Source organism: Mycobacterium sp. E802 (assembly GCF_001666875.1).
Lineage (GTDB): Bacteria > Actinomycetota > Actinomycetes > Mycobacteriales > Mycobacteriaceae > Mycobacterium.
This window is the reverse complement of record NZ_LZJD01000094.1, coordinates 1-24,234: the sequence shown is the minus strand read 5'-3', so window position 1 is coordinate 24,234 and position 24,234 is coordinate 1. Positions and strand designations below refer to the sequence as shown.

Annotated in this window: 25 protein-coding genes and 1 pseudogene; 17 read left to right on the top strand and 9 right to left on the bottom strand. The window is 67.2% G+C overall.

Annotated elements, in window-relative coordinates; translation table 11 throughout:
• Nucleotides 1-5 precede the first annotated feature (5 nt).
• Nucleotides 6-155 (bottom strand): hypothetical protein, encoded by a 150-nt coding sequence (locus A5699_RS29165; protein WP_157561255.1) that lies wholly within the window; start codon nt 153-155, stop codon nt 6-8.
• A gap of 205 nt (nt 156-360) precedes the next feature.
• Here A5699_RS29165 and A5699_RS14475 point away from each other — a divergent pair, with 205 nt between their 5' ends.
• The 3 genes from A5699_RS14475 to A5699_RS14465 are packed head-to-tail and all read left to right on the top strand — an operon-like array spanning nt 361 to nt 3,160.
• A complete protein-coding gene (locus A5699_RS14475; protein ID WP_067770378.1) occupies nt 361-1,314 on the top strand; it encodes a TauD/TfdA family dioxygenase in 954 nt (317 codons plus the stop codon).
• Between the two features lie 32 nt (nt 1,315-1,346).
• On the top strand, nt 1,347-2,366 hold the full coding sequence (locus A5699_RS14470) for an aldo/keto reductase (RefSeq protein ID WP_067770376.1): 1,020 nt from the start codon (nt 1,347-1,349) through the stop codon (nt 2,364-2,366).
• Nucleotides 2,363-3,160: an NADPH-dependent oxidoreductase gene (locus tag A5699_RS14465; protein WP_067770374.1), complete on the top strand. Its 798-nt coding sequence runs from the start codon at nt 2,363-2,365 to the stop codon at nt 3,158-3,160. Before A5699_RS14470 ends, A5699_RS14465 begins: the two co-directional genes overlap by 4 nt.
• Nucleotides 3,161-3,239: 79 nt before the next feature.
• On the opposite strand, the gene A5699_RS14460 is transcribed toward A5699_RS14465, so the two are convergent.
• From A5699_RS14460 to A5699_RS14440, 5 genes are read right to left on the bottom strand one after another with little or no spacing between them, the layout of a single operon-like run.
• A complete protein-coding gene (locus A5699_RS14460; RefSeq protein WP_067770372.1) occupies nt 3,240-4,454 on the bottom strand; it encodes an acyl-CoA dehydrogenase in 1,215 nt (404 codons plus the stop codon).
• A 5-nt stretch (nt 4,455-4,459) separates the two neighbouring features.
• The gene (locus A5699_RS14455; RefSeq protein ID WP_067770370.1) at nt 4,460-6,094 is read right to left on the bottom strand and encodes an ABC transporter substrate-binding protein; all 1,635 of its coding nucleotides are present in this window, start codon (nt 6,092-6,094) and stop codon (nt 4,460-4,462) included.
• Nucleotides 6,091-7,689 (bottom strand): ABC transporter ATP-binding protein, encoded by a 1,599-nt coding sequence (locus A5699_RS14450; protein ID WP_067770368.1) that lies wholly within the window; start codon nt 7,687-7,689, stop codon nt 6,091-6,093. Before A5699_RS14450 ends, A5699_RS14455 begins: the two co-directional genes overlap by 4 nt.
• 1 nt (nt 7,690) lies before the next feature.
• Nucleotides 7,691-8,539 (bottom strand): ABC transporter permease, encoded by an 849-nt coding sequence (locus A5699_RS14445; RefSeq protein WP_067770366.1) that lies wholly within the window; start codon nt 8,537-8,539, stop codon nt 7,691-7,693.
• Nucleotides 8,536-9,477: an ABC transporter permease gene (locus tag A5699_RS14440; protein ID WP_231965716.1), complete on the bottom strand. Its 942-nt coding sequence runs from the start codon at nt 9,475-9,477 to the stop codon at nt 8,536-8,538. Before A5699_RS14440 ends, A5699_RS14445 begins: the two co-directional genes overlap by 4 nt.
• Nucleotides 9,478-9,633: 156 nt before the next feature.
• On the opposite strand from A5699_RS14440, the gene A5699_RS14435 reads away from it, so the two are divergent.
• From A5699_RS14435 to A5699_RS14425, 3 genes are read left to right on the top strand one after another with little or no spacing between them, the layout of a single operon-like run.
• Nucleotides 9,634-10,587: an LLM class flavin-dependent oxidoreductase gene (locus A5699_RS14435; RefSeq protein WP_067770364.1), complete on the top strand. Its 954-nt coding sequence runs from the start codon at nt 9,634-9,636 to the stop codon at nt 10,585-10,587.
• Between the two features lie 32 nt (nt 10,588-10,619).
• Nucleotides 10,620-11,894 (top strand): NtaA/DmoA family FMN-dependent monooxygenase, encoded by a 1,275-nt coding sequence (locus tag A5699_RS14430; protein ID WP_067770471.1) that lies wholly within the window; start codon nt 10,620-10,622, stop codon nt 11,892-11,894.
• A gap of 15 nt (nt 11,895-11,909) precedes the next feature.
• On the top strand, nt 11,910-12,710 hold the full coding sequence (locus A5699_RS14425) for an SDR family NAD(P)-dependent oxidoreductase (RefSeq protein ID WP_067770362.1): 801 nt from the start codon (nt 11,910-11,912) through the stop codon (nt 12,708-12,710).
• On the opposite strand, the gene A5699_RS14420 is transcribed toward A5699_RS14425, so the two are convergent.
• Nucleotides 12,711-13,208, bottom strand: a complete 498-nt coding sequence (locus A5699_RS14420) for a DUF1990 domain-containing protein (RefSeq protein WP_067770360.1) — start codon at nt 13,206-13,208, stop codon at nt 12,711-12,713.
• 31 nt (nt 13,209-13,239) lie between these two features.
• Between A5699_RS14420 and A5699_RS14415 the strand changes: the two genes are divergently transcribed.
• The 11 genes from A5699_RS14415 (at nt 13,240) to pdxT (ending at nt 23,287) form a co-directional block, all read left to right on the top strand.
• Nucleotides 13,240-13,869: a PaaI family thioesterase gene (locus tag A5699_RS14415; protein WP_067770357.1), complete on the top strand. Its 630-nt coding sequence runs from the start codon at nt 13,240-13,242 to the stop codon at nt 13,867-13,869.
• Nucleotides 13,866-14,297 (top strand): TIGR02611 family protein, encoded by a 432-nt coding sequence (locus tag A5699_RS14410; protein ID WP_067770355.1) that lies wholly within the window; start codon nt 13,866-13,868, stop codon nt 14,295-14,297. Before A5699_RS14415 ends, A5699_RS14410 begins: the two co-directional genes overlap by 4 nt.
• A 74-nt stretch (nt 14,298-14,371) precedes the next feature.
• Complete coding sequence (gene thrS / locus A5699_RS14405) at nt 14,372-16,417, top strand: threonine--tRNA ligase (RefSeq protein ID WP_067770353.1); 2,046 nt, start codon at nt 14,372-14,374, stop codon at nt 16,415-16,417.
• On the top strand, nt 16,414-17,010 hold the full coding sequence (locus A5699_RS14400; RefSeq protein ID WP_067770351.1) for an HIT domain-containing protein: 597 nt from the start codon (nt 16,414-16,416) through the stop codon (nt 17,008-17,010). Before thrS ends, A5699_RS14400 begins: the two co-directional genes overlap by 4 nt.
• On the top strand, nt 17,007-17,684 hold the full coding sequence (pgsA, locus tag A5699_RS14395; protein WP_067770469.1) for a phosphatidylinositol phosphate synthase: 678 nt from the start codon (nt 17,007-17,009) through the stop codon (nt 17,682-17,684). The genes A5699_RS14400 and pgsA overlap by 4 nt, the downstream gene beginning before the upstream one ends.
• Nucleotides 17,681-18,592 carry a phosphatidylinositol mannoside acyltransferase gene (locus tag A5699_RS14390; RefSeq protein WP_067770349.1) on the top strand — a complete coding sequence of 304 codons (912 nt, stop codon included), beginning with the start codon at nt 17,681-17,683 and terminating at the stop codon, nt 18,590-18,592. Before pgsA ends, A5699_RS14390 begins: the two co-directional genes overlap by 4 nt.
• Before the next feature lie 34 nt (nt 18,593-18,626).
• Nucleotides 18,627-19,751, top strand: a complete 1,125-nt coding sequence (locus A5699_RS14385; RefSeq protein ID WP_067770347.1) for a glycosyltransferase family 4 protein — start codon at nt 18,627-18,629, stop codon at nt 19,749-19,751.
• A 2-nt stretch (nt 19,752-19,753) separates the two neighbouring features.
• Nucleotides 19,754-20,815, top strand: a complete 1,062-nt coding sequence (locus tag A5699_RS14380) for an NUDIX domain-containing protein (protein WP_067770345.1) — start codon at nt 19,754-19,756, stop codon at nt 20,813-20,815.
• Between the two features lie 163 nt (nt 20,816-20,978).
• Nucleotides 20,979-21,827, top strand: coding sequence for a pyridoxal 5'-phosphate synthase lyase subunit PdxS (pdxS, locus tag A5699_RS14375; RefSeq protein ID WP_231965720.1), 849 nt, complete (start codon nt 20,979-20,981; stop codon nt 21,825-21,827).
• A 33-nt stretch (nt 21,828-21,860) separates the two neighbouring features.
• Nucleotides 21,861-22,709: an acyl-CoA thioesterase II gene (gene tesB / locus A5699_RS14370; RefSeq protein WP_067770341.1), complete on the top strand. Its 849-nt coding sequence runs from the start codon at nt 21,861-21,863 to the stop codon at nt 22,707-22,709.
• On the top strand, nt 22,706-23,287 hold the full coding sequence (pdxT, locus tag A5699_RS14365) for a pyridoxal 5'-phosphate synthase glutaminase subunit PdxT (protein WP_067770339.1): 582 nt from the start codon (nt 22,706-22,708) through the stop codon (nt 23,285-23,287). The genes tesB and pdxT overlap by 4 nt, the downstream gene beginning before the upstream one ends.
• A 54-nt stretch (nt 23,288-23,341) precedes the next feature.
• On the opposite strand, the gene A5699_RS14360 is transcribed toward pdxT, so the two are convergent.
• Together A5699_RS14360 and A5699_RS29610 are read right to left on the bottom strand one after the other, a co-directional pair.
• Entirely contained in the window at nt 23,342-23,986 is a 645-nt protein-coding gene (locus A5699_RS14360) for an RES family NAD+ phosphorylase (RefSeq protein ID WP_067770337.1), read from the bottom strand.
• A pseudogene (locus tag A5699_RS29610) lies at nt 23,983-24,234 on the bottom strand (hypothetical protein); the annotation flags it as partial. The pseudogene A5699_RS29610 and the gene A5699_RS14360, both read right to left, overlap by 4 nt.

Below are 24,234 nucleotides of genomic sequence, written 5' to 3'. Positions count from 1 at the left end.
CTGCATCACGCACCGCCGGCGCGGTGCCGGGCGAGCAAGCCATCGACGCATGCGGCATCGGCGTTGAGCCCAGTGGTGAAGTCCGTCGGATTCACGGTCGTCAGAATGACAGAAGTGCCGGTCGCGCGCAGCTCAAGATACGCCGCGGTAGCCACCCCAATGACGGTGAGCAGGTCTTTCAGGCTTCGGTGCGACAGAAATCATCGCAATTGTAATTCCGGTGTCATCCGGGCTTCACGTGAGATTAAGCCGAGCTGAAGGGATCCGGTAGTCGAAGACTGTTGTTCGTGCCCCGGGCGGCATCGACTCTGGCCGGTGCGAGAGGACTCGCTCAGCCGTCACGAGACAAGGAGTAAGCAGATGACCGACGTACGCGAAAAGACCAGGGAAAGCAGCAGACTCACCGACACCGGGCTGGACATCGTGCCGGTGGCCGGCTACATCGGCGCCGAGATCCACGGTGTCGATCTGCGCGACGATTTGGAAGCCGGCGTCGTCGAGGAGATCCGGACTGCGCTACACACCTACAAGGTGATCTTCTTCCGCGATCAGGAAATCGGACATGCCGAACAGGTCGCGTTCGCGCGGCGGTTCGGCAAGGTGACCCCGGCGCATCCGCACGAGGAGGAGCCTCCAGAGGGTTTCCCGGAAATCCTGCCGATCGACAGCCGGCGCTACGAACGGCACCTGGGCCGTAAGCGCACCTCGTATGACAGCAGTTGGCACACCGACGTCACCGCGCTGGTGAACCCGCCGGCGGCGTCGATCCTGCGGGCGCACATCCTGCCGCCCTACGGCGGTGACACGGCGTGGACCAATCTCGTTGCGGCATATGAGAATCTGCCCAAGGATTTGCGTGACTTCGCCGACAGGCTCGACATCAGGCATCAGTTCAATGCCCGGGCGGTGGCCGGCAGCCAGCGCGATCGTAAGGTGCGGGAGGCCAACCTGGTGAGTTATCACCCTGCGGTTCGGGTGCATCCCGTCACGGGGGAGCGCGCCCTGTTCGTCAGCCCCGGGTTCACCCGCGGTGCCCGGGAGATCCGGGGCTACTCACCGACGCAGAGTGAGGCGATCCTGAAGCTGTTGTGGGACGAGGCCACTCGTACCGAATACACCGTGCGGTTCCGCTGGGCGCCGGGCAGCATCGCGTTCTGGGACAACCGGGCCACCGCACATCTGGCGATCCCTGACACCGGTCACCTCGACTACGACCGGGTGCTCTACCGCGTCACGCTCGAAGGCGATGTGCCCAGGGGCGTGGACGGCCGTGTGTCCGAGTCGGTCTCGGGTGAGCCGTTCTACGGATCCTGACCGAGCTCGAAGACAAGAGAAAGCAGGCACATATGACAGAGCCACCGACGCGCATCGAGCAGCGCCGGTTGGGCGCCGACGGACCGGAGGTTTCGGCAATCGGACTGGGGTTCATGAGCTTTCGCACCGGAGCCGGGCCCGAGGACGAGAAGCAGGCCACCGAACTGGTCGCCGAGGCTGTCGACCTGGGCGTCACGCTGTTCGACACCGCCGACGTATACGGCCCGGAGTTCAGTGAGATTCTGCTCGGTAAGGCGATCCGGGGCCGGCGGGATTCGCTGACCATCGCCACGAAATTTGGCAATGCGCTGGATCGCGACACCAACCCCGATGCCCGGGCGCTGGACGGCAGACCCGAGTACGTCCGCACCGCGATCGAGGGCTCGTTGCGCCGCCTCGGGGTGGACCACATCGACCTGTACTACCAGCATCGCGTCGACCCGGAGGTGCCCATCGAGGACACCGTCGGTGCGCTGGCCGAACTGGTCGAGGCGGGCAAGGTTCGCCATATCGGGCTGTCCGAACCCGGTCCGCAGACGCTGCGCCGTGCGCACGCGGTACACCCCATCGCCGCGATCCAGAACGAGTGGTCGTTGTTCACCCGGGACATCGAGGCCGATACCGTGCCGGTCGCCCGCGAACTCGGCATCGGCATCGTGCCGTACTCGCCCTTGGGCCGCGGGTGGCTGACCGGCCGCGTGCGCAGCACCGAGGACGTCAAGGGGGTGCAGAGCCGTCATCCGCGTTTCGGCGCCGACGTGTTCGACCACAACCGGGCCCTAGCCGATACCGTCGCCGAGATCGCAACTCAGATCGGCGCGCAACCGAGTCAGGTAGCTCTGGCATGGGTGCTCTCGCGTGGGCCGGACGTGGTGCCGATCCCGGGGACGCGACACGTCGACTACCTACGGGAGAACCTCGGTGCGCTCACCGTGGATCTCGGTGCGGAACATCTGGATCAGTTGGAGGTCATCGCCGACCAGGTCGGGGGACACCGGTCCATCCGTCCCGAGCATCTCGGAGTCGAGGCTCCGGCGACGGCCGCGTCATGACCGTCATCGCCCGCTACGGCGACATCGACGCGGCGCTGGCCGTACACAACGACACGTTGGCGCTGCAACTGGCACACCGGTCAGTGCGGAAGTTCGCCGATCAACCTGTGACCGATGAACACCTTTCGGCCTTGGTGGCCGCTGCCCAGTCGGCGGCCACCTCGTCGAATCTGCAGCCGTGGAGTGTGATCGCGGTTCGTGATCCGCAGCGCAAGTCCCGGCTGGCAGCGATGGCGAACAACCAGCAGTTCATCAACGAGGCCCCACTGTTCCTGGTCTGGGTGGCCGACCTCGGCCGGGCCCGGCGGCTGGCACAGCGGTCGGGCGCCGGACTCGACGGCGCCGACTATCTGGAATCGACGATCATCGGGTTCGTGGACACCGCACTTGCCGCCCAGAACGCCGTGATTGCGGCCGAATCACTGGGCCTGGGAACCGTTTTCGTCGGAGCGATCCGCAATCACCCCGAGGAGGTGGCAACCGAGTTGGAATTGCCGCCGCACGCGGTGGCGACGTTCGGTCTGGCGGTGGGCTACCCGGACCCGACGGAGAACGCCGGGATCAAACCGCGGCTACCGCAAGCCGCGGTGCTGCACCGCGAGCGGTACGACGCGCATACCGCCGACTCGCATGTGCCCGGGTACGACGAACGGATCGCGGTCTACAACAACCGCTACGGCTTGTCCGGCACGTGGAGTGAGCGCGTGCTGAGTCGGCTGGCCGGCCCGCATTCGCTGTCCGGGCGGCACAAGCTGCGCGAGCAACTGGAACGCCTCGGCTTGCCGTCGCGCTGATGAGACCAGCCGAATGTGAAGAGGATGGCGAGATTTTCGAAAAACCTCGCCATCCTCTTCACGTTGGGCGGAAAGCTGCTCAGAAGAACCCGGAATCGGGCAGCGCCGCGCCGTTGACCGCGAGATCCCCGAGCACCCGCGCCTTGTAGACCGTCGGGTTATGGGAGAACAGGGTCCGCAGATTGCGCCAATGCCGGTCCAGCTGCGCGGAGGCGCGGATCGAGGACGCACCGCCGGCGTCGAAGATGCGCGACGCGGCCCGCAGGGCAGGCTGCTCGATCGCCACCTTGACCCGTGCGGCGGCCACCGCGCCGCGGTCTTCCAGCTCGGCGTCGATGCCGCTGATCCGGGCGGTGTCGAGCGCCGGGGCCAATTCGGTTGCCGCCCGCAACACCAGCGCCTCGGCGGTGTAGGCGACGGCGTCGATCTCGCCGACGATCTCGAGCAGTTGCGGATCTGACGCCGGAGCGTCGGCGGTGGCGAAGGTGTAGGTACGCCGGCGGTCGCGGACCAGCGCGGCGGCCTCGGCGGTCAGCGTGCGCAGAATCCCCGCGGCGATCGCGTGCAGATACAGCTGCACCAACGCCCCGCGCGCCCGGTCCACGCCGACCCGGATGCCGAGCCGCAGCACCTCGTCGTCGTGCACCGCCACATTGTCGAATATCGTGGTACCACTGCCGGTGTGGCGCTGTCCGATACCATCCCAGTCGTCGGCATGGGTGATCCCGGCCCGGTCGGCCGGGACCACCGCGGCCACCGGGGAACCGCTTTCGTCCTCGGCCGTCGCGCGCACGTAATCGGAGAACTGGGCTCCGGTGCTGTAGAACTTTCGGCCGGTCAGGCGCAGCCCATCGGTCGTGCGCACCAATTTGGTGTCGTAAGTCTGGCCACCGACGCGGGCGGTGCTGAGCTCAGAACTCACTCCACCGATCAGTCGGCCCTCGGCCACCACCGACAGCCATCGATCCTTGGCCGGGCTGCCCGGGACACGTTGTAGCTCTTCGACGGTCGCGTAGTGCACGCGCAGGATGTGGGTCAGGTCCGGGTCCGCCTGCGCCAGGCTGATCAGCAGCCCGAAGAATTCCGGCACGGTGTAGTCGCCACCGCCGAGGTCACCGGGCAGTCGGACCGCGCCCAGCCGGTGCTCCCGTACCAGCTGCAATCCCAGCGCGGGCGGTTCGTGTCCACCCTCGTCGAGGCGGCGCCGATAGTCGGCGGCAATCTCGTCAAGCACATCCTGGAGCTGTGGTCCGCGAGGAACGGGCACAGCCGTCAGCACCGAGTCGGTGGTCATGTGGGTCAATCCTTTCCGGTGATTGCGGTCGGTGACTCGTCGATCCAGGTGTCGTAGAACCAGGGCACCGAGTTGGCCGCGTTGGCAAATCCCCGCACCCGAGGGGCGACGGCGAAAATCTGGGTGTCTTCGAGCAGCGGAATTGAGTACGCGTTGTCGATGACGTAATTGTTGTATTCCTGCAGCACTTTCAGCCGCTGCGCCGGATCGGTGGCTTCGATCTGGGCGTGCAGCAACCGGTCGATGGTCGGGTCCGCGCCGTCGAGGGCGTACAGGTCACCGCCTTTGCTGTCGTAGTTCTGCCAGAGCCGCACCGGGTCGGCGGTGGGCCAGCCGTTGCGCCGCAGGCCAACCGAGTCCTCGATGCTGGCGGTGGGGTAGTTGGCGAAGTCGGTCTGGCGGATCACCAGCCGGATGCCGATGCGCCGCAGTTGGCGCTGGATCAGTTCGTACATCGGTTTGGCGGTGTGGTCGTAGACGTCCACATAGATCTTCACGGCCAACTCGTGCCCGTCTTTGACCCGGTAACCGTCGGCGTCGACGTGGGTCCACCCGGAGGCTTCCAGCCGCCGTACCGCTTCGTCCGGGTCGTAGCGGACGGCGTCGCTGCGGTCGGTGTAGCCGGGAAAGTTCTTCGTGACGATGTTCTGGGCCGGCTTCCAGTTGTCGGTGTAGAGGGTGTACAGGATTTCATTGCGGTCGATGCCGAAGCCGATCGCCTTGCGCACGTTGATGTCCCGCATGAACGGCGCGCTCTGCCGGACATCGAGGGTGTTGGCCAGCCCGGGGGTACGCAGCCCGCGGACGTCGAAGCCCTCCCGGGCCAACAGGCGTTCGTCGGGCGGTTGTGAGTAGCGGATGGCGTCGGCCTGACCGGCACGCAGCGCGCCGACCCGGACGCTGTCCTCGGTGACCGGGATGACGGTGATCGTGTCCAGGTATGCCTCACCCTGGTGCGGCGCGGTCGCCGGCGCCCAGTTGTAGCCCCGGCGTTTGGACAGCACGATCTGCTTGTCCGGGATCTCCGAGGTGGCGACGAACGGCCCGGACCCGATGAGGTTGGTGACGACGGACTGTTGCTCCTTGGTGGCGTCGATCGTGGCGTCGGCGACCAGACCCGAGGTGTTCAGCGACAGCACCGCGATGAACGGCGCATACGGCTTGCGCAGGGTGACCCGGACCGTCCGGCGCGCGGGGTCGGCCGTGATCGAGTCGACCTCGGGGAAGTAGGTGTTGCGGGTGATGCCTTTGTCTTTGTCTCCCTTGGCTTCCCATTCCAGGTTGCGGCGCACGGACTCCGCGTCCAGCGGTTGCCCGTTGCTGTAGGACACGTCCTCGCGGATGGTGAACTCGTACACCCGCTTGGACGGATCGACCGTCCACTTCTCGGCGATCCACGGCACGAACTCGAAGGTCTTGGGGTCCTGGTAGATCAGGCGGTCCAGCATCTGGTCTTTCAACAGGCTGTTCTGCCAGTAGCTGACCTGGATCTGCAGCGAAGCCGGCGCCTCGGCATCCAGATATGTCAGGTCCCCACCGCGAGCGCCGGCCGGTCGCGCCGGAGCATCGTCGACGCTGCCGCATGCGCTCACCGCGGCGACGACCAGCAACCCCGCGGCCAGGACCCGCCGAATACTCATGCGGCCCGGGCCGGGGTGCCGGGGACGGCATCGAGCAACCGACGGGTGTAATCCTCCGCCGGCGCGGTGAAAACGTCAGCTGGAGAACCGCTTTCCACCAAGCGGCCGCGCTCGAGCACGCTGACCTGGTCGGCGATCTGCCGGATCAGACTCAGGTCGTGGGAGATGAACAGGTAGGTCAACGCCAGTTCCTGCTGCAGCTCGATCAACAGGTCGACCACCTGTGCCTGCACATGAACGTCCAGTGCCGACGTCGGCTCGTCGAGCACCAAAACCGGTGGGTGGAGCACCAAGGCGCGGGCCAATCCGGCCCGCTGCCGTTGGCCGCCGGAGATCTCGTTCGGTTTGCGGCCGGCCAGCGCAGCCGGCAGCCCGACCCGGTCCAGTGCCTCGGCCACCTCCCGGCGCCGCTGCGCCCGCGACCCGATCCGGCTGATGCGCAACGGTTCGGCGATCGCCTCACCGATGGTGAACCTGGGATCAAGGGCGGCCAGCGGGTTCTGGTGTACCAACTGCAACGTCCCTGCCTGCTGACGCTGCCGGCCGGCGGGAAACGGGGTGTGTGCGGCCCGCACGGACCCGTCCACCTGCACCTCGCCGGCGTCGAAGTCGGTGAGCCCGGCGAGCACCCGGGCCACGGTGGTCTTTCCGGAACCGGATTCCCCGACCAGGGCGTGGATCGAACCGGTCCGGACGTCGAACGTGACGTCATCCAGGGCCCGGTGCTTCCCGTAGCGTTTCACCAGCCGCTGTACCCGCAGGATCGGCGGGGCCGAGGCGGTCGCGATCGGCCGGTCGGCGTACTTGTCCGGCGACAGCGCGGGTGCCGCGGCGATCAGCGCCCGGGTGTAGTCATGTGCGGGACTGGTGAGCACGCCTGCGGTGGGCCCGGATTCGCGTACCCGGCCGTCGCTCAGCACCACCACGGTGTCGCTGTGCTGTTCGGCCAGCGCCAGGTCGTGAGTGATGAACAAGACGCCGAGCCGGTGTTCGATGCGTAACTGGTCGATCAATTGCAGGATGCGGCGCTGCACGGTGACATCCAGGGCGGAGGTGGGCTCGTCGGCGATCAGCAGCCGGGGCTGACCGGCGATGGCGATCGCGATCAGCACCCGCTGCAGTTGACCACCGGAGAGCTGGTGCGGGTAATCGCCCGCCCGGCGTCCGGCGTCGGCGATCCCGACGTGGTCGAGCAGTTCCACGGCCCGTCGGCGGGCCTCGGGGCGATCGGCGATCCGGTGTACCCGCAATACTTCGGCGATCTGGTGGCCGACCGGTTTGAGCGGATCCAGGGACCCGAGTGGGTCCTGGGGGACGAAACCGACGGTGCTGCCGCGAAGTTCTCGCCACCGGCGTTGTGACAGCGCCGTGACGACGCGATCCTCGACGCGGATGTCTCCGGTGGTGATCCGGCCGTTGGCGGGCAACAGGCCTTGCACGGCACGGGCAATCGTGGATTTTCCCGACCCGGACTGGCCGACCAGGGCCACCACCTCACCGGCGCCGACGTCGAACGAGACGTCACGGACCACCTCGCCTCGGTTGGCGTACTCGATGGTCAGCCCGGAAAGCGACAGTAGTGCAGGAGAATTCATTTCAACCGACCTTTTCTCGAATGATGTGGGCAAGCCGCGACAGGCTCATCACGGTCAACACGATGGCCAGTGCCGGGAAGAACACCAGCCCGGGAGCGGAGTTGATGTAGTTGCGGCCCTCCGAGATGAGCAGTCCCCATTCGGGTTCCGGTGGCTGTGCCCCGTAACCCAGGAAGCTCAGCGAGGCGATCGCCAGGATCGCGGCACCGAACTGCAGTGCCGCCAGGGACAGCACCGAGGAGTAGGAGTTCGGTAGCACGTGCCGGAACAACAGGGTGAGATGCCCGGCCCCCAGATGGGCGCTGGCCTCGACGAACGGAAGGTTGCGCACGGCCAGGACCTCGGAGCGGGCCAGCCGGGCGAACACCGCGATGGAGGAGATGCCCACCGCGATGGCCGCGTTCACGGTGCCGAAACCCAGGGCCACGATGATGGTGATCGACAGCAGCAGTGTCGGAATCGACAGCAGCACATCGATGATCCGGCCGATGACGCTGTCGGTGATCCGACCGAAGTAGGCGGCCAGCAGGCCCAGGAAGGTGCCGACCAGCAGGCCGATCACCACGGCGATGAACGATCCGGCGATGGTGGCCGCAGTGCCGGCGACCACTCGGCTGAGCAGATCGCGGCCGATGTAATCGGTACCGAACGGATGCGACAGGCTGGGGCCGGCCAACGGCAGCCCGGGGTTCTCCTGCAGCGGGTCGTAGGGTGCGATGACCCCGGGTGCGACGATCATCGCTGCCACCGCCAGCAGCAACAACACCGGCGGGATGTCCCAGGCTCGCACGGAGATCCGGCGGGCCGGCCGGGTTACGGCCACCGTGGACGCCGTATCGGTGACGATCATGCCGGCACCGCCGATCTCGCGATCCTCGGATCGATCAGCGGGTAGATCACGTCCACCAGCAGATTGACGACGACGAACGTCACCGACACCGTGATGACCACCGCCTGGATGATCGGGGTGTCCTGATTGCGGACGGCGGTCTCGGTGAGATACCCGATGCCGGTGCGGTTGAAGATGGTCTCGGTGATCACCGAACCGGCCAGCAGCTCGCCGACCGTGATAGCCACGATCGTCACCGTCGGAATGGACCCGTTCTTCACCAGATGCCCGAAGATGATCCGGCTGTCGTCAAGTCCTTTGGCGCGCAACACTTCCACATAGGGTTGGGCCGCGGCGTTGCTCAGGCCCTGGATCAGAACCTGTGCAATGGGCGCGGCGACCGGCAGGGCCAGTGGCAGCGCAGCCAGCACCGTCGATCGCAAGCCCTCGTCGCGCACCGCCGAAACCCAGCCCAGGTCGAACGACAACCATTGCAGCGCCACCAGTCCGGTGACGAACACCGGGATGGACAGAAAAGCCGGCGGCAGCACCCGCGCGACTTCACGCACCGCGGACCACGGCGCGAACACCGCGGCCAGCGCGATGGCGAAGCCGAGCACTGCTGCGATCAGGAACGCGACGCCGGCCAGCGCCAGTGTGGAGGGCAGTGCATGGGCCATCAACCGGGCGACGGATTGCCCACTGTTGAGCGAATATCCGAGGTCGCCGGTGAACAACCGCTGCACCGAGACGCCGAACTGCACGATCGCCGGATCGCTGAGCCGGTAGTAGTCGCGTAACACCTGAGCGTCCTGATCGGAGATCGGGTTCTCCGGGTTGGAGATCTGTTGTTCGATCGGATCGCCCGGCAACACGTTGAGCACGAAAAACACCGCGGTGTATGCCAATACGATCACAATGATCGATTGCCCGACGCGCCGCAGGGTGAAGTTCAACACTGGGCGAACGCTAGAGTGGCGCCGCGGCAGCGGCAATCATTCGCACCTTTAGGAACTTTAAGTCCAACGTTCAGCTGTGCTTAATCCTCAGCGCAATTGGAGTTGCGGTGATCGCAATTGTTGCCCGGCCCGGATCGTGGAACCACCGTGGATCGCATGGGGTCAACGTTTTCGGTCGGGGTGGAGGTCATCGGTGACGGTCTCGCCGACGACGGTGGCAAGGCCGCCGCTGTGGGACGGCTGGCCGCTCGGCTGGAGGACGCCCGAGTCTCCTACTGGGTGATCGGCGCCGGCCGGGGAGAGGTCAACGAAGTCGCCAGCGTGAGCTTGGAGCCGTCCCTGTTGGCCACCATCGCCGCGCGGCACAGCACCCGGCTCGGTCTGGTGATCGCCGCCGCTCCACACCGCGACCATCCGTACAACCTTGCCCGCAGGCTGGTTTCGGCGGATCACGCCGCCCGAGGTCGGGTCGGTTGGCTGGCCCTGGATTTCGACCACAGCATCGCCTTGAACGCCGCCACCGACACCTGGACGGGCACCGATCTGGATGCCGACCACACCTCCGATGCGATCGCCGCGGTGCGCGCACTGTGGCGGACGTGGCCATTGGATTCCGTCGTGGGAGACCTGGACTCAGGTGTGTTCGCCGATGTGACCAGGATCCGGCGGGCCAACGTGCGCAACCGGTATCAGATCACCGGTCCGCTCAATGTGCCCGGCTCGGTGCAGGGCGACCTGCCGGTGTGGCGGCAGGCCGGACCCCACGCGGACGGCGGTGGCGCCGATCTGTTGATCGTCGAAGATGGCGATCCGATCCCGACGGGCGTCGGCGTCGTGATCCGGTTGAGATCACCTGACCGGGTCGAGGCGGTGCTCGCCGGGTCTTCCGGGTGGCCCTCGGTGGCCGGGATCCTGCTGCGACTTGCCCCGGCTGAGCTCGACCACGTGCTGGAGCATGTGCTGCCCGCAGCGCGCGAAAAAGGACTGCCGGGGGATCCCGCAGCCGGCACGCTGCGGGAGCGGCTCGGCGTTGCCTTGCCCGAAAGACCCGACCTAAGCGGCAATCCGACGGTGTTCGACACCGTACCCAACCCCGGAGGACGACTGTGACACAACCAAACCGGTTGATCCTGAACGTCAATGTGCTCAACCTCGGTATCCACACCGGTGCCTGGCGGCGCACCAGTGAGCCCCCGACGTCCTTCGCCGATCCGGGCTATTACGTGCGGATGGCCGAGATCGCCGAGCGCGGAAAGCTCGACGCGCTGTTTCTGGCCGACGGCCCGGCGTTGCGCGAGCATCCGGCGCTGCGTCCGTCGCAGGCACTCGAGCCGAGCGTCATCCTGGCCTCGGTGGCCGCCGAAACCGAGCACCTCGGCCTGATCGCGACGTTGTCGTCCACCTTCAACGACCCGGTCGAGTTGGCGCACCGCCTGCTCACCCTCGACCAGCTCTCCGGTGGCCGGCTGGCCTGGAACATCGTCACCACCTATTCGGTTGGGGCCGGGGGAAATTTCGGGGTGGCCGACTATCCGGACCGGCACGTCCGCTACCGTCGCGCCGCGGAATTCGTCGATGTGGTGCGCGCGCTGTGGCGCGATGCCGCCGACCCCGGTGGACGCGGAATCGACCACCACGGTGAGGCTTTCACGGTGGTCGGTGCCCTACCGCAGGGACCGTCGCCGCAGGGATATCCGCTGTTGGTGCAGGCCGGCGGCTCCCCGCAGGGCCGCGAACTGGCCGGCCGCGTCGCCGATGCGGTGTTCAGCGCCGAACTCGACCTGGGCGCCGGCATCGAACACTACCGCTACGTCAAGGATGTCGCGGTGGCTTACGGCCGTGTGCGCAACGACGTCAAGATCCTGCCCGGGCTGATCACTACCATCGGCAGCACCCGGGCCGAGGCCGAGCGCCGGTTCGCCGAGCAGAACGCGCTGCTTCCGCCCGGGCACGATCTCGACCGGCTGTCCCAAGTGCTCGGTGAGGACCTGTCGGACTATCCGCTGGACGGCCCGGTGCCGGCGCATCTGCTCGGTGAGGTGGCCGATCCGGCGAAATTCGGTGCCTCCCTGGGCTTCCGGGAATCAGTGGTGCGGTTGATCGAGAGTCGAGAACTCACGCTGGGGGAGGCGGTGCGAGAGTTCAGCGGGGCCGGTCACCGGGTGGTGGTCGGCACTCCGGTCGAGGTGGCCGACACCATCGAGCGATGGTTCTTGGCCGGGGCGGCCGACGGATTCAACCTGATGCCCGACGTATTTCCGGACGGTCTGGAGATCTTCGTCGACGAGGTGGTGCCGCTGCTGCAGGCCCGTGGTGTGTTCCGCACCGAGTACACCGAGACGACGCTGCGCGAGCGGTTCATCGGCCGCGCCCATTCCGGTGGGGTGCCCACCCTGGTCAAGGCTCGGCCGGCGTAGCCGTAGTTTGTATGCGTGGACACCCGGATCGCTGTCGTCACCGGGGCGAGTCGCGGCGCGGGCCGCGGGATCGCCGCAGCCCTGCTCGCCAAGGGGTGGCGGGTGTATGTCACCGGGCGGACGGTGACGGATCCGGGGGAGGGCGGCGTGGCCGTCCGCCTCGACCACTCCGATGATGCCGCGGTGGGCGCACTGTTCGAGCGGATCGCCGAACACGAGGGCCGGCTGGATCTGTTGGTCAACAACGCCGCCGCGGTCCACGACGATCTGGTCAACCCGAAACCGTTCTGGGAGAAGCCGATCGAGTTGGCCGATGTGCTCGACGTCGGGTTGCGTTCGGCCTATGTGGCGTCCTGGTACGCGGCTCCGCTGTTGCTGGCCGCCGACAAGGGCCTGATCGCTTTCACGTCGTCACCCGGATCGGTCTGCTACATGCATGGCCCCGCCTACGGTGCCCAAAAGGCGGGCGTGGACAAACTTGCCGCGGATATGGCCGTCGACTTCGGTGGCACCGGGGTCTCGACGGTGTCGATCTGGATGGGCATCCTGCTCACCGAGAAGCTCAAGGCCGCGTTCGCCGGACATCCCGACGCCCTCGCCAAGACGGCCGAGCATGCCGAGACCCCCGAATTCACCGGCTATCTCATCGACGCGCTGTACCGCGACCCAGACCTGGCCACGTTGTCCGGGCACACCGTGATCGGTGCCGAACTCGCGACCCGCTACGGCATCACCGACGAAGGCGGCCGGGTGCCGCCGTCGCACCGGGACATGCTGGGCGCACCGAGGGAGCCCAGCTCGGCAGTCGTCAGATAGTCAGATCCCGGTGAGATAGCGGCGGGTCACGACCCGCTGCAGTAGCCGGGTCACCGGCCCGCCCAACCGGCTCCACCAGGTCGCCGGCCGGGAGAACGCCACCACTTCGGCATGCACCAGATCCGTCGACGCGTCGTAGCGGACCGAGAACAACTCCTCACCCGATTCGGGATGCCCGGCCAGCGTGCCGTAGGCGAAGCCGCGGCGGTCGGGTTCGGAGAGTACATAGACCACCCGGCACGGCGCCGGAACGGGACCGAGCCGGACCAGCAGATCGGTGCCGACAACAGCAGACTCGGTGCCGGCCTGCACCCGCAGCCCCGCGCCGCGCTGCATGCCCCAGCGCAGCACCGCGGCGCCCGCCTGTTCGAAGCGGTCGCGCCCGGTGCCGATGACCGCCGAAGCCCGGGTGTGGCGGTAGCCGTCGGGCAGGTTTCCCGCCGTGGCACCCGTCTCCGGATAGGTCAACGACAGCCTGGCCAACTCGTGCAGTTTCACGTCACCACCATGGCACCAATACGGTGGCTTCGTGGCCCCAGAAATCGACACCGCCAGAACGCACCCTGGCGGCGGCTTCAACCCGCCGAACCCGACCGATCGTGGCGGGCCCGATTATGGCCGGTTCATCGAGGCAGTGCGCACCCTGCAAGACCATGCCCGCGGCGCGGACGCACCCGATGAGGTGATCTCCGAAGCCGCCGACCTGGTCGAGAAAGTGTCGGCGCTACTCGCCCCGTACGAGGCCGACGAATGGCACTCGCCGTCGGGGCGGCGGCTGGACCTACCCAACCGCGGCAACATCACCTCTGTGCCGTTGCGGGTGTCGGTCACCGACGGCCGGGTCACCGGCACCGTCCGGTTTCGCCGGTACCACCTCGGTCGCAACGGTGCGGTGCACGGCGGTGTGCTCGGGCTGATGTTCGACTCGCTGCTCGGGTACACCGCGGCGAGCCTGACCCAGAGTCCTTACCAGCGCACCGCACACCTGGGTATCGACTACCGCAAGATCGTGCCGATCGGCACGCAGCTGCAGGTGGATGCCGGGATCGACCGCATCGAGGGCCGCAAGATCTTCGTCGCCGGGCGGGTGCTCGACGACGGCGAGGTGCTCACCGAGGGCAATGCGCTGTTCGTGCGGCTCAAGCCGGGGCAGCCATGAGCCTCGCGGAAAACCTCGCCGAGGTGAAGCGTCGCTGGACGGCATGGCGCGACAAGCTTCGCGCGCGCCCGGCAGCCGACTTCGTCTACCGGATCGCCATCGGCGTCGTCGGCACGATCGTGCTTGCGGTCGGCATCATCGCCATTCCGTATCCCGGTCCCGGCTGGGCCATCGTGTTTCTCGGGCTGGCAATTCTGGCCAGCGAGTTCGCCTTCGCCAAGCGGGCATTGCACTACGTGCGGGTCCGCTACGACGCCGTGATGGCCTGGTTCGATCGCCAGCACATCGCGGTCAAAGGACTCAGCGCGGCGTTCACCGGACTGGTCGTGGTGGCCACGCTGTGGCTCTTCGGCGCGGTCGGCCTTGTGGCGGGCTTGGTGGGGTTGGAGCAGCCGTGGCTCAAGAGCCCGCTCGGGTTGGGGTCCTGATCAGCAACACCGGCTGCCCACCCCGATAGCATGGTCGCGTTCGCATCAGCCCTCGCATGGTAGGAGACTCCCCGATGAGCGCCGCCCTCAGCCCAGCCCCCGCTGCCCCGATCCGGGTTGCGGCCGGGACGACCGCCGGTGCGGCGGTGCGCGAGGCGGGTCTGCCCAGCCGCGGGGCCGCCGACGCGATCGTGGTGGTGCGCGACGCCGATGGGCGGCTGCGCGATCTGTCGTGGGCGCCGGACACCGACGTTGAGGTGACGCCGGTCGCCGCCGACACCGAGGACGGCCGCAGCGTGATCCGGCACTCGTGCGCCCACGTGCTGGCCCAGGCCGTACAGGACCTGTTCCCGCAGGCCAAGTTGGGTATCGGCCCGCCGATCACCGACGGCTTCTACTACGACTTCGACGTCGCCGAGCCGTTCACGCCCGAGGACCTGCAGAAGCTCGAGAAGCGCATGCAGAAGATCATCAAAGATGGTCAGCTGTTCTCCCGCCGCGTCTACGACTCCAAGGATCAGGCGCGCGAGGAGCTGGCCGGCGAGCCGTACAAGCTGGAGTTGGTCGACGACAAGTCTGGTGACCCGGACGTGATGGAGGTCGGTGGTGACGAGCTCACCGCCTACGACAACCTCAACGCCCGCACCAAGGAGCGCGTGTGGGGTGATCTGTGCCGGGGCCCGCACATCCCGACCACCAAGTACATCCCGGCGTTCAAGCTGACCCGCAGCAGTGCCGCGTACTGGCGCGGCGACCAGCGCAACGCCAGCCTGCAGCGGGTGTACGGCACGGCCTGGGAGTCGCAGGAGGCCCTGGACCGCCACCTCGAGCTGATCGAAGAGGCGCAGCGCCGCGACCACCGCAAGCTCGGTGTCGAGCTCGACCTGTTCAGCTTCCCCGACGAGCTGGGTTCGGGGCTGCCGGTGTTCCACCCCAAGGGTGGTGTGATCCGCAAGGAGCTGGAGGACTACTCGCGGCGCAAACACGCCGAGGCGGGTTACGAGTTCGTCAACACCCCGCACATCACCAAGGAACACCTCTACATCACCTCGGGGCACCTGGAGTGGTACGCCGACGGCATGTACCCGCCGATGCACATCGATGCGGAGTACAACGAGGACGGCACGGTGCGCAAGCCCGGGCAGGACTACTACCTCAAGCCGATGAACTGCCCCATGCACCACCTGATCTACCGGGCGCGGGGCCGCTCGTACCGCGAACTTCCGTTGCGGCTCTTCGAATTCGGCTCGGTGTACCGCTACGAGAAGTCCGGCGTGGTGCATGGGCTGACCCGCGTTCGCGGTATGACGCAGGACGACGCGCACATCTACACCACGCGTGAGCAGATGCGCGACGAGCTGACCTCGCTGCTGCAGTTCGTGCTCGACCTGCTCTCGGATTACGGCCTGGACGACTACTACCTGGAGCTGTCCACCAAAGATCCCGACAAGTACGTCGGCTCCGACGAGATGTGGGACGAGGCCACCGAGACCTTGCGCTCGGTCGCCGAAGCCTCGGGTCTGGACCTGGTGCCGGATCCGGGCGGCGCGGCGTTCTACGGACCCAAGATCTCGGTCCAGGTCAAGGATGCGCTGGGGCGCAACTGGCAGATGTCGACCATCCAGCTGGACTTCAACATGCCCGACCGCTTCGAGCTGGAGTACACCGCGGCAGATGGCAGCCGGCAGCGGCCCGTGCTGATCCACCGCGCGCTGTTCGGCTCGATCGAACGGTTCTTCGGGGTGCTCACCGAGCATTACGCCGGGGCGTTCCCGGCTTGGCTGGCGCCGGTGCAGGTGGTCGGTATCCCGGTCGCCGACGCGCACCTGGATTACCTGTATGACGTTGCCGCCCAGCTGAAGTCGCGTGGTGTGCGGGTCGAGGTCGACGGCAGTGACGACCGCATGGCGAAGAAGATCGTCAACCACACCAACCAGAAGGTGCCGTTCATGCTGCTCGCGGGCGACAAGGACATAGAAGCTGGTGCCGTGTCGTTCCGCTTCGGTGACCGCACCCAGATCAACGGCGTGCCCCGCGACGAGGCCGTCGAGGCCATCGTGAAGTGGATCGCCGATCGCAACAATGCGGTGCCGACGGCGGAGCTGGTGCAGGCGCGATGAGCGAGCACGGCGGCGGAGACGCCATCATCGACCACGGCGGCGGAGACGCCATCATCGACCACGGCGTGGGTGCCCCCGACCATCTCCAGCGGCTGTGGACGCCGCACCGGATGAGCTACATCACCGAGGCGGTCAAGGGCGACGCCAAGGTCGGCTCGGCCGGCTCGTCACAGCCGTTCACCGACATCCCCGCGATGTCCGACGAGGACGGGCTCATGGTCGCCCGCGGTGAGCTGGTGTATGCCGTGCTCAACCTCTACCCCTACAACCCGGGTCACCTGATGGTGGTGCCCTACCGGCGGGTGTCGGAGCTCGAGGATCTCGACGAGGCCGAGAGCGCCGAGCTGATGGCGTTCACGCAGAAGGCGATTCGCGTCATCAAGGCCGTCTCCCGGCCGCACGGATTCAACGTCGGTCTGAACCTGGGCGTCTCGGCCGGGGGATCGCTGGCCGAGCACCTGCACATGCACGTGGTGCCGCGCTGGGGTGGCGACGCGAATTTCATCACGATCATCGGCGGGGCCAAGGTCATTCCGCAGCTGCTGAGCCAGACCAGGGAACTACTTGCCACGGAATGGGCCCGTCAGCCGTGAGCAACCTGTTCCTGATGAGCCGGGCGGCCTACGCCAAGTTGTCGAGGCCGGTGGCCAAGGCGGCGCTGCACGCGGGCCTGACACCCGACATCGTCACCATCGTCGGTACCGCCGGGTCGGTCACCGCGGCGCTGACGTTGTTTCCGATGGGCCAGCTGTTCTGGGGCGCGTTCGCGGTGTTCCTCTTCGTGCTCGCCGACATGCTCGACGGAGCGATGGCCCGGGAACGCGGCGGAGGTACCCGATTCGGCGCCGTGCTCGACGCAGCGTGTGACCGGATAGCCGACGGCGCCATTTTCGCCGGCCTGCTGTGGTGGGCGGCGTTTGGCCTGGACGATCCGACGCTGGTGGTCGCGCTCCTGATCTGCCTGGTCACCTCGCAGGTGATCTCGTACATCAAAGCCCGCGCCGAGGCGAGCGGGCTGCGTGGCGACGGCGGCATCATCGAGCGCCCGGAGCGCCTGGTGATCGTGCTGGTCGGCGCGGGGCTCTCCGGTGTGCCGTTCCTTCATGCGCCGTGGCTGTTGCATGGGGCCGCATGGCTGCTGGCGCTGGCCAGCGTGATCACGGTGGCACAGCGGATCCATGCGGTGCGCACCTCGCCGGGTGCGATGGATCTGCTGCACCGTACGCAGGCCGACGGCGGCGACACAACGGATCCGGGAGCCTCGTGAACATTCCGCTGTCCGGGCAGGTGACCGACCTGGGTTATGCGGCAGGTTGGCAACTCGTTCGAGCGATGCCGGAAATCGTGGCGCGCAACGTGTTCGACGCGGGCGCGTTCTACGCCTCGCGTGGCGGGGGTCCGAAACAGTTGCGCAAAAACCTCGCTCGGGTGACCGGAGTTGCCCCGGCCGAGGTGCCGGACGCGCTGATGCGTGCCTCCCTGGCCTCGTATGCCCGGTACTGGCGTGAGGCGTTCCGGCTGCCGTCGATGGACCTGACCGCGGTGGCCCAGCGCCTCGACGAGGTATTCATCGGAGCGGACAAGCTGCGGGCCGCGCATGAGGCCGGGCTCGGTGGTGTGCTGGCCCTGCCGCACAGCGGCAACTGGGACATGGCCGGTGTCTGGCTGGCCCAGCAGTTCGGCACCTTCGCCACCGTTGCCGAGCGGCTCAAACCAGAATCGCTGTACCGGCGTTTCATCGACTATCGCGAGAGCCTCGGCTTCGAGGTGTTCCCGCTGTCCGGTGGCGAGCGCCCGCCCTTCGAAGTGCTATCGGAACGGTTGCGGGACAACATGTTCGTCTGCCTGATGGCCGATCGGGACCTCACCCGCAACGGGGTGCAGGTCGACTTCTTCGGCGAGCCGACCCGAATGCCCGCCGGCCCGGCCAAGCTGGCGATCGAAACCGGGGCACCGCTGCACCCGGCGCATGTCCACTACGACGGGGACGATTGTGTCGTCGAGGTTTTCGACGCGCTCGACACCTCCTCGGGGGATGTCTCGGTGGTGATCCAGCAGCTTGCCGACCGGTTCGCGGCGAACATCGCCGCCCATCCGGCCGACTGGCACATGCTGCAACCACAGTGGCTGGCCGATCTGTCCGATGAACGTCGCGCCCGACTGGGTACCACCTGATGAGCGCTTGTGCGAAGAGGCGACGGAGCTAGCCATGCGTATCGGGATGGTCTGCCCGTACTCGTTCGACGTCCCGGGCGGCGTGCAATCCCATGTGCTGCAACTGGCCGAGGTGATGCGCGCCGGCGGACACTACGTCAGCGTTCTGGCCCCGTCCTCGCCGCATGTGAAACTGCCCGAGTACGTGGTCTCGGGCGGCAAGGCCGTCCCGATTCCGTACAACGGCTCGGTGGCCCGGCTGCGGTTCGGCCCGGCCACGCACCGCAAGGTGAAGAAGTGGATCGCCGAGGGCGACTTTGATGTGCTGCACTTGCACGAGCCCAATGCGCCCAGCCTGTCCATGCTCGCGCTGCAGGCCGCCGAGGGTCCGATCGTGGCCACCTTTCACACCTCGACGACAAAGTCGTTGACGCTCAGTGTGTTCCAGGGCATTCTGCGGCCCTATCACGAGAAGATCGTCGGCCGCATCGCGGTGTCCGATCTGGCCCGGCGCTGGCAGATGGAGGCTCTGGGCTCGGACGCGGTCGAGATTCCCAACGGGGTCGACGTGCCGTCGTTCGCCAATGCGCCTCGCCTGGAGGGGTATCCGCGGGCCGGCCGCAGCGTGCTGTTTCTGGGCCGGTTCGATGAGTCACGCAAGGGCATGGCGGTACTGCTGGGAGCGCTCCCGAAACTGGTGCGGCGTTTCACCGACATCGAGATCCTGATCGTGGGCCGCGGGGACGAGGACGCGTTGCGTGAGGAAGCCGGTGACCTCGCCGGGCATCTGCGCTTTCTGGGACAGGTTGACGACGACGCCAAGGCGGCTGCCATGCGCAGCGCCGACGTGTATTGCGCCCCGAATCTCGGCGGAGAGAGTTTCGGCATCGTGTTGGTGGAGGCGATGGCGGCCGGTACCGCGGTGGTGGCCAGTGAACTGGATGCTTTCAGCCGCGTGCTTGATCAGGGCCAGGCCGGCCGGCTGGTGCCCGTCGGTGACGCCGACGCGCTGGCCGACGCTCTGATCGAGGTGCTCGCGGACGACGCGCTGCGCGAGCGCTACATCGAGGCGGCCACCGAGCGCGTGGCCCGATACGACTGGTCGGTGGTGGCCGGCCAGATTCTTCGGGTGTACGAGACGGTGGCCAGTACCGGGGGCAAAGTGCAGGTGGGTGACTAGACATGGCGACCTGGATGGTGATCGCTGCGCTGGTGGTCCTGGTGGTGCTGCTGTTGGCCGCGGGCTGGGCCTATCAGACCGCCAATCGACTCGACCGGTTGCACGTGCGCTATGACCTGTCCTGGCAGGCGCTCGACGGTGCGCTGGCGCGCCGGGCGGTGGTCGCCCGTGCGGTGGCGATCGACGCCTACGCCGGTGCTGCGCAGGGCAAGCGGTTGACGGCGCTGGCCGATGCAGCCGAACGGGCGCCGCGATCAGGACGTGAAGCCGCCGAGAACGATTTGTCGGCCGCACTTGCCGCCGTCGACCCGGCTGACCTCCCGGTGCGGTTGGTCGCCGAGCTGGCCGACGCCGAAGCCCGGGTGCTGTTGGCCCGCCGGTTCCACAACGACGCCGTCCGCGACACCTTGGCGTTGCGGGAACGGCCCGCGGTTCGCGCGCTGCGCCTCGGCGGAACTGCCGCCTTGCCAAGCTATTTCGAGATCGTCGAGCGTCCGGAATCCCAGGATGAGGTCAACCCGGTGAGCCGCCGGACCTCGGCGCGAGTGGTGCTGCTCGACGAGACGGGCGCGGTGTTGCTGTTGCGCGGCAGCGATCCGGCGATCGACGATCCGGACAAGCCCGCGCCGCGGTGGTGGTTCACCGTCGGTGGGGCGGTCCAACCGGGCGAGGACCTGGCCGCGGCAGCGGCGCGCGAACTCGCCGAGGAGACCGGTCTGCAGGCCAGCCCAGCAGAGCTCGTCGGCCCGGTGTGGCGGCGCGACGCCGTCATCGACTTCAACGCGTCGGTGGTCCGTAGCGAGGAGTACTTCTTCATCCACCGGACCGCCCGGTTCGAGCCGTCGGCAACCGGGCGCACGACGCTGGAGCGGCACTACATTCACGGCCACCGGTGGTGCGATGAGACAATGATTGCCGAGTTGGTTGCCGGTGGGGAGGCCGTGTATCCGCTTCAACTGGGTGAGCTGCTGGCTCAGGCCAATGAACTGGCCGAACAGCCGGCAGCGTCGCCGCTGGCGAATACGCGTGGGACCGCGCATCGCGAGCTGCAAGCCATCCGGTAACTGCGGATTTAATGGATTTGGCGGCCGCACTAGACTGAATCAGTAGAACTTGGAGGACATGGCAGTGGATATCGGCGGGCAGGAGCGCAGCGACCGGGGAATCGCTGGCGCGGCGCAGAACGGTTCGAGTAACCAGACCGGGACCGCGCGCGTGAAGCGCGGGATGGCTGAGATGCTCAAGGGTGGCGTGATCATGGACGTCGTTACCCCCGAGCAGGCCAAGATCGCCGAGGCTGCGGGAGCGGTGGCCGTGATGGCCCTGGAGCGGGTGCCGGCTGACATCCGCGCGCAGGGCGGGGTGTCGCGCATGAGCGATCCGGACATGATCGACGGGATCATCTCGGCGGTCACCATCCCGGTGATGGCCAAGGCACGCATCGGGCATTTCGTCGAGGCGCAGATCTTGCAAAGCCTGGGTGTGGATTACATCGACGAGTCCGAGGTGCTGACCCCGGCCGACTACACGAACCACATCGACAAGTGGCGCTTCACCGTGCCGTTCGTGTGCGGGGCGACCAATCTGGGTGAGGCGTTGCGCCGGATCACCGAGGGCGCGGCGATGATCCGTTCCAAGGGTGAGGCCGGCACCGGCGATGTCTCCAATGCCACCACGCATATGCGCAAGATCGGCGGCGAGATCCGCCGGCTCACCTCCCTGTCCGAAGACGAGCTCTACGTGGCGGCCAAGGAACTGCAGGCCCCGTATGAGTTGGTGGCCGAGGTAGCCCGGGCCGGCAAGTTGCCGGTGACGCTGTTCACCGCCGGCGGGATCGCCACCCCGGCGGATGCGGCGATGATGATGCAGCTCGGCGCCGAGGGTGTGTTCGTCGGCTCGGGCATCTTCAAGTCGGGCAACCCCGAGCAGCGAGCGGCAGCGATCGTCAAGGCCACCACCTTCTATGACGATCCGGATGTGCTGGCCAAGGTGTCACGCGGTCTGGGTGAGGCCATGGTCGGCATCAACGTCGAGGAGATCGCCCAGCCGCACCGGCTCGCCGAGCGCGGTTGGTGATGAGCCGCTTGCGCGAAGAGCAGAAGTAACTGCATGGCGATTGAAGAGATCCTCGATCTGGAGCAGCTCGAGGTCAACATCTATCGCGGCGGGGTGTTCAGCCCTGAAAGCGGTTTCCTACAGCGAACTTTCGGCGGTCACGTGGCCGGCCAGTCGCTCGTGTCGGCGGTTCGTACGGTCGACCCGGCGTTCCAGGTGCACTCACTGCACGGCTACTTCCTGCGGCCCGGCGATGCCCGTGCGCCGTCGGTCTACACCGTCGAGCGCATCCGCGACGGCGGTTCGTTCTGCACCCGTCGGGTGAGCGCGATCCAGCACGGCGAGACGATCTTCACGATGTCCGCGTCGTTCCAGACCGACCAGACCGGCATCGAACATCAAGACGCCATGCCCGAGGCTCCCGGGCCTGATGATCTGCCCGGGTTCCGCTCCGGCGGCGCGTTCGACGACGCCGGGTTCGCCCAGTTCGCCGAATGGGATGTCCGGATCGTGCCGCGTGACCGGGTGGCGCGGCTGCCGGCCAAGGCGTCACAGCAGCAGGTGTGGTTCCGGCATCGGGATCCGCTCCCCGACGACCACGTGCTGCACATCTGTGCACTGGCCTACATGAGCGATCTGACGCTGCTGGGTTCGGCCCAGGTCAACCACCTCGACGTCCGCAAGCACTTGATGGTGGCGTCGCTGGACCACGCCATGTGGTTCATGCGCCCGTTCCGGGCCGATGAGTGGCTGCTCTACGACCAGTCCTCGCCCTCGGCCTGCGGGGGGCGTTCCCTGACCCAGGGCAAGATCTTCAACCGCTACGGCGAGATGGTGGCCGCGGTGATGCAAGAAGGCTTGACCCGCTACCAGCGCAACTTCGCGCCGGCGGAGAACTCATGACCCCTCACGTCGGGGTGCTCGCGCTGCAGGGCGACACCCGGGAACATCTGGCTGCTCTGCGCGAGGGGGGTGCCGAAGCTGCTACCGTGCGTCGGCTTTCGGAACTCGACGCGGTCGATGCCTTGGTGATTCCCGGCGGCGAATCCACCGCGATGAGCCATCTGTTACGCGAATTCGACCTGCTCGAACCGCTGCGGGCACGGATCGCCGAGGGCTTGCCGTGCTACGGCTCGTGCGCCGGAATGATCCTGCTGGCCAGCGAGATCGCCGATGCCGGTGCCCAGGGCCGGGCCGCGGTGCCGTTGAAGGGCATCGATATGACCGTGCGTCGCAACGCTTTTGGCCGTCAGGTCGATTCCTTCGAGGGGAACATCGATTTCGAAGGCCTCGACACACCCGTGCACGCGGTCTTCATCCGGGCGCCCTGGGTGGAGCGGGTCGGACCGGAGGTCCAGGTGCTGGCCCGTGCGGCCGACCACATCGTCGCCGTTCGGCAGGGTTCGATGTTGGCTACGTCATTCCATCCCGAGATGACGGGGGACCGGCGCATCCACAAGCTGTTCGTCGACTCGTTGTAGCCGCAGCAAACCCACGGCAGTCACCCCACGGCAGTCACATAGCCAGGCCCGCCGTCAGATAACGAGGTAGCCGAGTCGTTGTGCTGCGGCGGCGATCCGCCGCGAGAGGCCGGGATGAGTGAGCGGCAAGGACATCGCGGGCCGGGTCGGCATGGCCGTTTCGGCGGGGGCGAATAAGGCGATGCAGGGTTGGCCGGCGAAGCGGCTGTTGTAGTGCACGCCGTCGAGGTTGGGGAACGCCTCGGTGATACGGCGGGCCCAGCGTTGGGTGATGGAATGTGGGCCCGTCGAGAGTGCGAACGTGCCGCCAGCTCGGGTGGGCCACGCGCCTGTGCTGTCGGTGGCCAGATCGAGAAGTCGGAGTTCGCGGGTGAGTCGCAGGCCGGTCAGGTATGGGTTGTCGCGGACGCGGTCGATGGTGCGGGTCGCTTGGAAGGCCTCGGCGAGGGCGGGTGTGGGTTCGGATGCGCCGTACCAGACGCCGACCCCGGGATGGTCGTGTGCTGGAGGTGGAAGTGGGTCGAACCTCAAGTGCGGGCCGTGTTCCCGAAGGGCATTCCATGCCAGCACGTGATCACCGGTGGTGCGGTGCACACGCCACCACAACTCGTCGGTCAATACGGTGCGGTATTCCGAGTCCCGGATGCCGATTGTGCGCAGTTCTGCCAGAGGTGGCGGGACGGGAAGCCGTGTGCTCACGTGGCGTACCAGTCGGTGGTCGCGGCCGCCGCAACAGCCTGGTCGACGTCTCCGCCGGCGCGCAGCCACTCCACCGGGGTCATCGGCCGGCCATGGACCAGGTGGGGTTGAGGGGTGCGCAGAAAACCTGCGATGGCGACGGGATGCAGGCCTTCGGGCAGTGCCTTGAGGACCTGGTCGAGGCCGCGGACTTGCCGGGTCGGGCCGCCGTCGGCGCCGGTTTCGAACTGCAGTGTCGGGAAGACCCA

Excerpts from the sequence above, each read along its gene's own strand:
- A5699_RS14385 (WP_067770347.1), top strand. The coding sequence starts at position 18,627 with ATGCGTATCGGGATGGTCTGCCCGTACTCGTTCGACGTCCCGGGCGGC.
- thrS (WP_067770353.1), top strand. The coding sequence starts at position 14,372 with ATGAGCGCCGCCCTCAGCCCAGCCCCCGCTGCCCCGATCCGGGTTGCG.
- A5699_RS14380 (WP_067770345.1), top strand. The coding sequence starts at position 19,754 with ATGGCGACCTGGATGGTGATCGCTGCGCTGGTGGTCCTGGTGGTGCTG.
- tesB (WP_067770341.1), top strand. The coding sequence starts at position 21,861 with ATGGCGATTGAAGAGATCCTCGATCTGGAGCAGCTCGAGGTCAACATC.
- A5699_RS14455 (WP_067770370.1), bottom strand. The coding sequence starts at position 6,094 with ATGAGTATTCGGCGGGTCCTGGCCGCGGGGTTGCTGGTCGTCGCCGCG.
- A5699_RS14410 (WP_067770355.1), top strand. The coding sequence starts at position 13,866 with ATGAGCCTCGCGGAAAACCTCGCCGAGGTGAAGCGTCGCTGGACGGCA.
- A5699_RS14465 (WP_067770374.1), top strand. The coding sequence starts at position 2,363 with ATGACCGTCATCGCCCGCTACGGCGACATCGACGCGGCGCTGGCCGTA.
- A5699_RS14435 (WP_067770364.1), top strand. The coding sequence starts at position 9,634 with ATGGGGTCAACGTTTTCGGTCGGGGTGGAGGTCATCGGTGACGGTCTC.
- A5699_RS14400 (WP_067770351.1), top strand. The coding sequence starts at position 16,414 with ATGAGCGAGCACGGCGGCGGAGACGCCATCATCGACCACGGCGGCGGA.
- A5699_RS14470 (WP_067770376.1), top strand. The coding sequence starts at position 1,347 with ATGACAGAGCCACCGACGCGCATCGAGCAGCGCCGGTTGGGCGCCGAC.
- A5699_RS14460 (WP_067770372.1), bottom strand. The coding sequence starts at position 4,454 with ATGACCACCGACTCGGTGCTGACGGCTGTGCCCGTTCCTCGCGGACCA.
- A5699_RS14475 (WP_067770378.1), top strand. The coding sequence starts at position 361 with ATGACCGACGTACGCGAAAAGACCAGGGAAAGCAGCAGACTCACCGAC.
- A5699_RS14450 (WP_067770368.1), bottom strand. The coding sequence starts at position 7,689 with ATGAATTCTCCTGCACTACTGTCGCTTTCCGGGCTGACCATCGAGTAC.
- pdxS (WP_231965720.1), top strand. The coding sequence starts at position 20,979 with ATGGCTGAGATGCTCAAGGGTGGCGTGATCATGGACGTCGTTACCCCC.
- pdxT (WP_067770339.1), top strand. The coding sequence starts at position 22,706 with ATGACCCCTCACGTCGGGGTGCTCGCGCTGCAGGGCGACACCCGGGAA.
- A5699_RS14445 (WP_067770366.1), bottom strand. The coding sequence starts at position 8,539 with ATGATCGTCACCGATACGGCGTCCACGGTGGCCGTAACCCGGCCGGCC.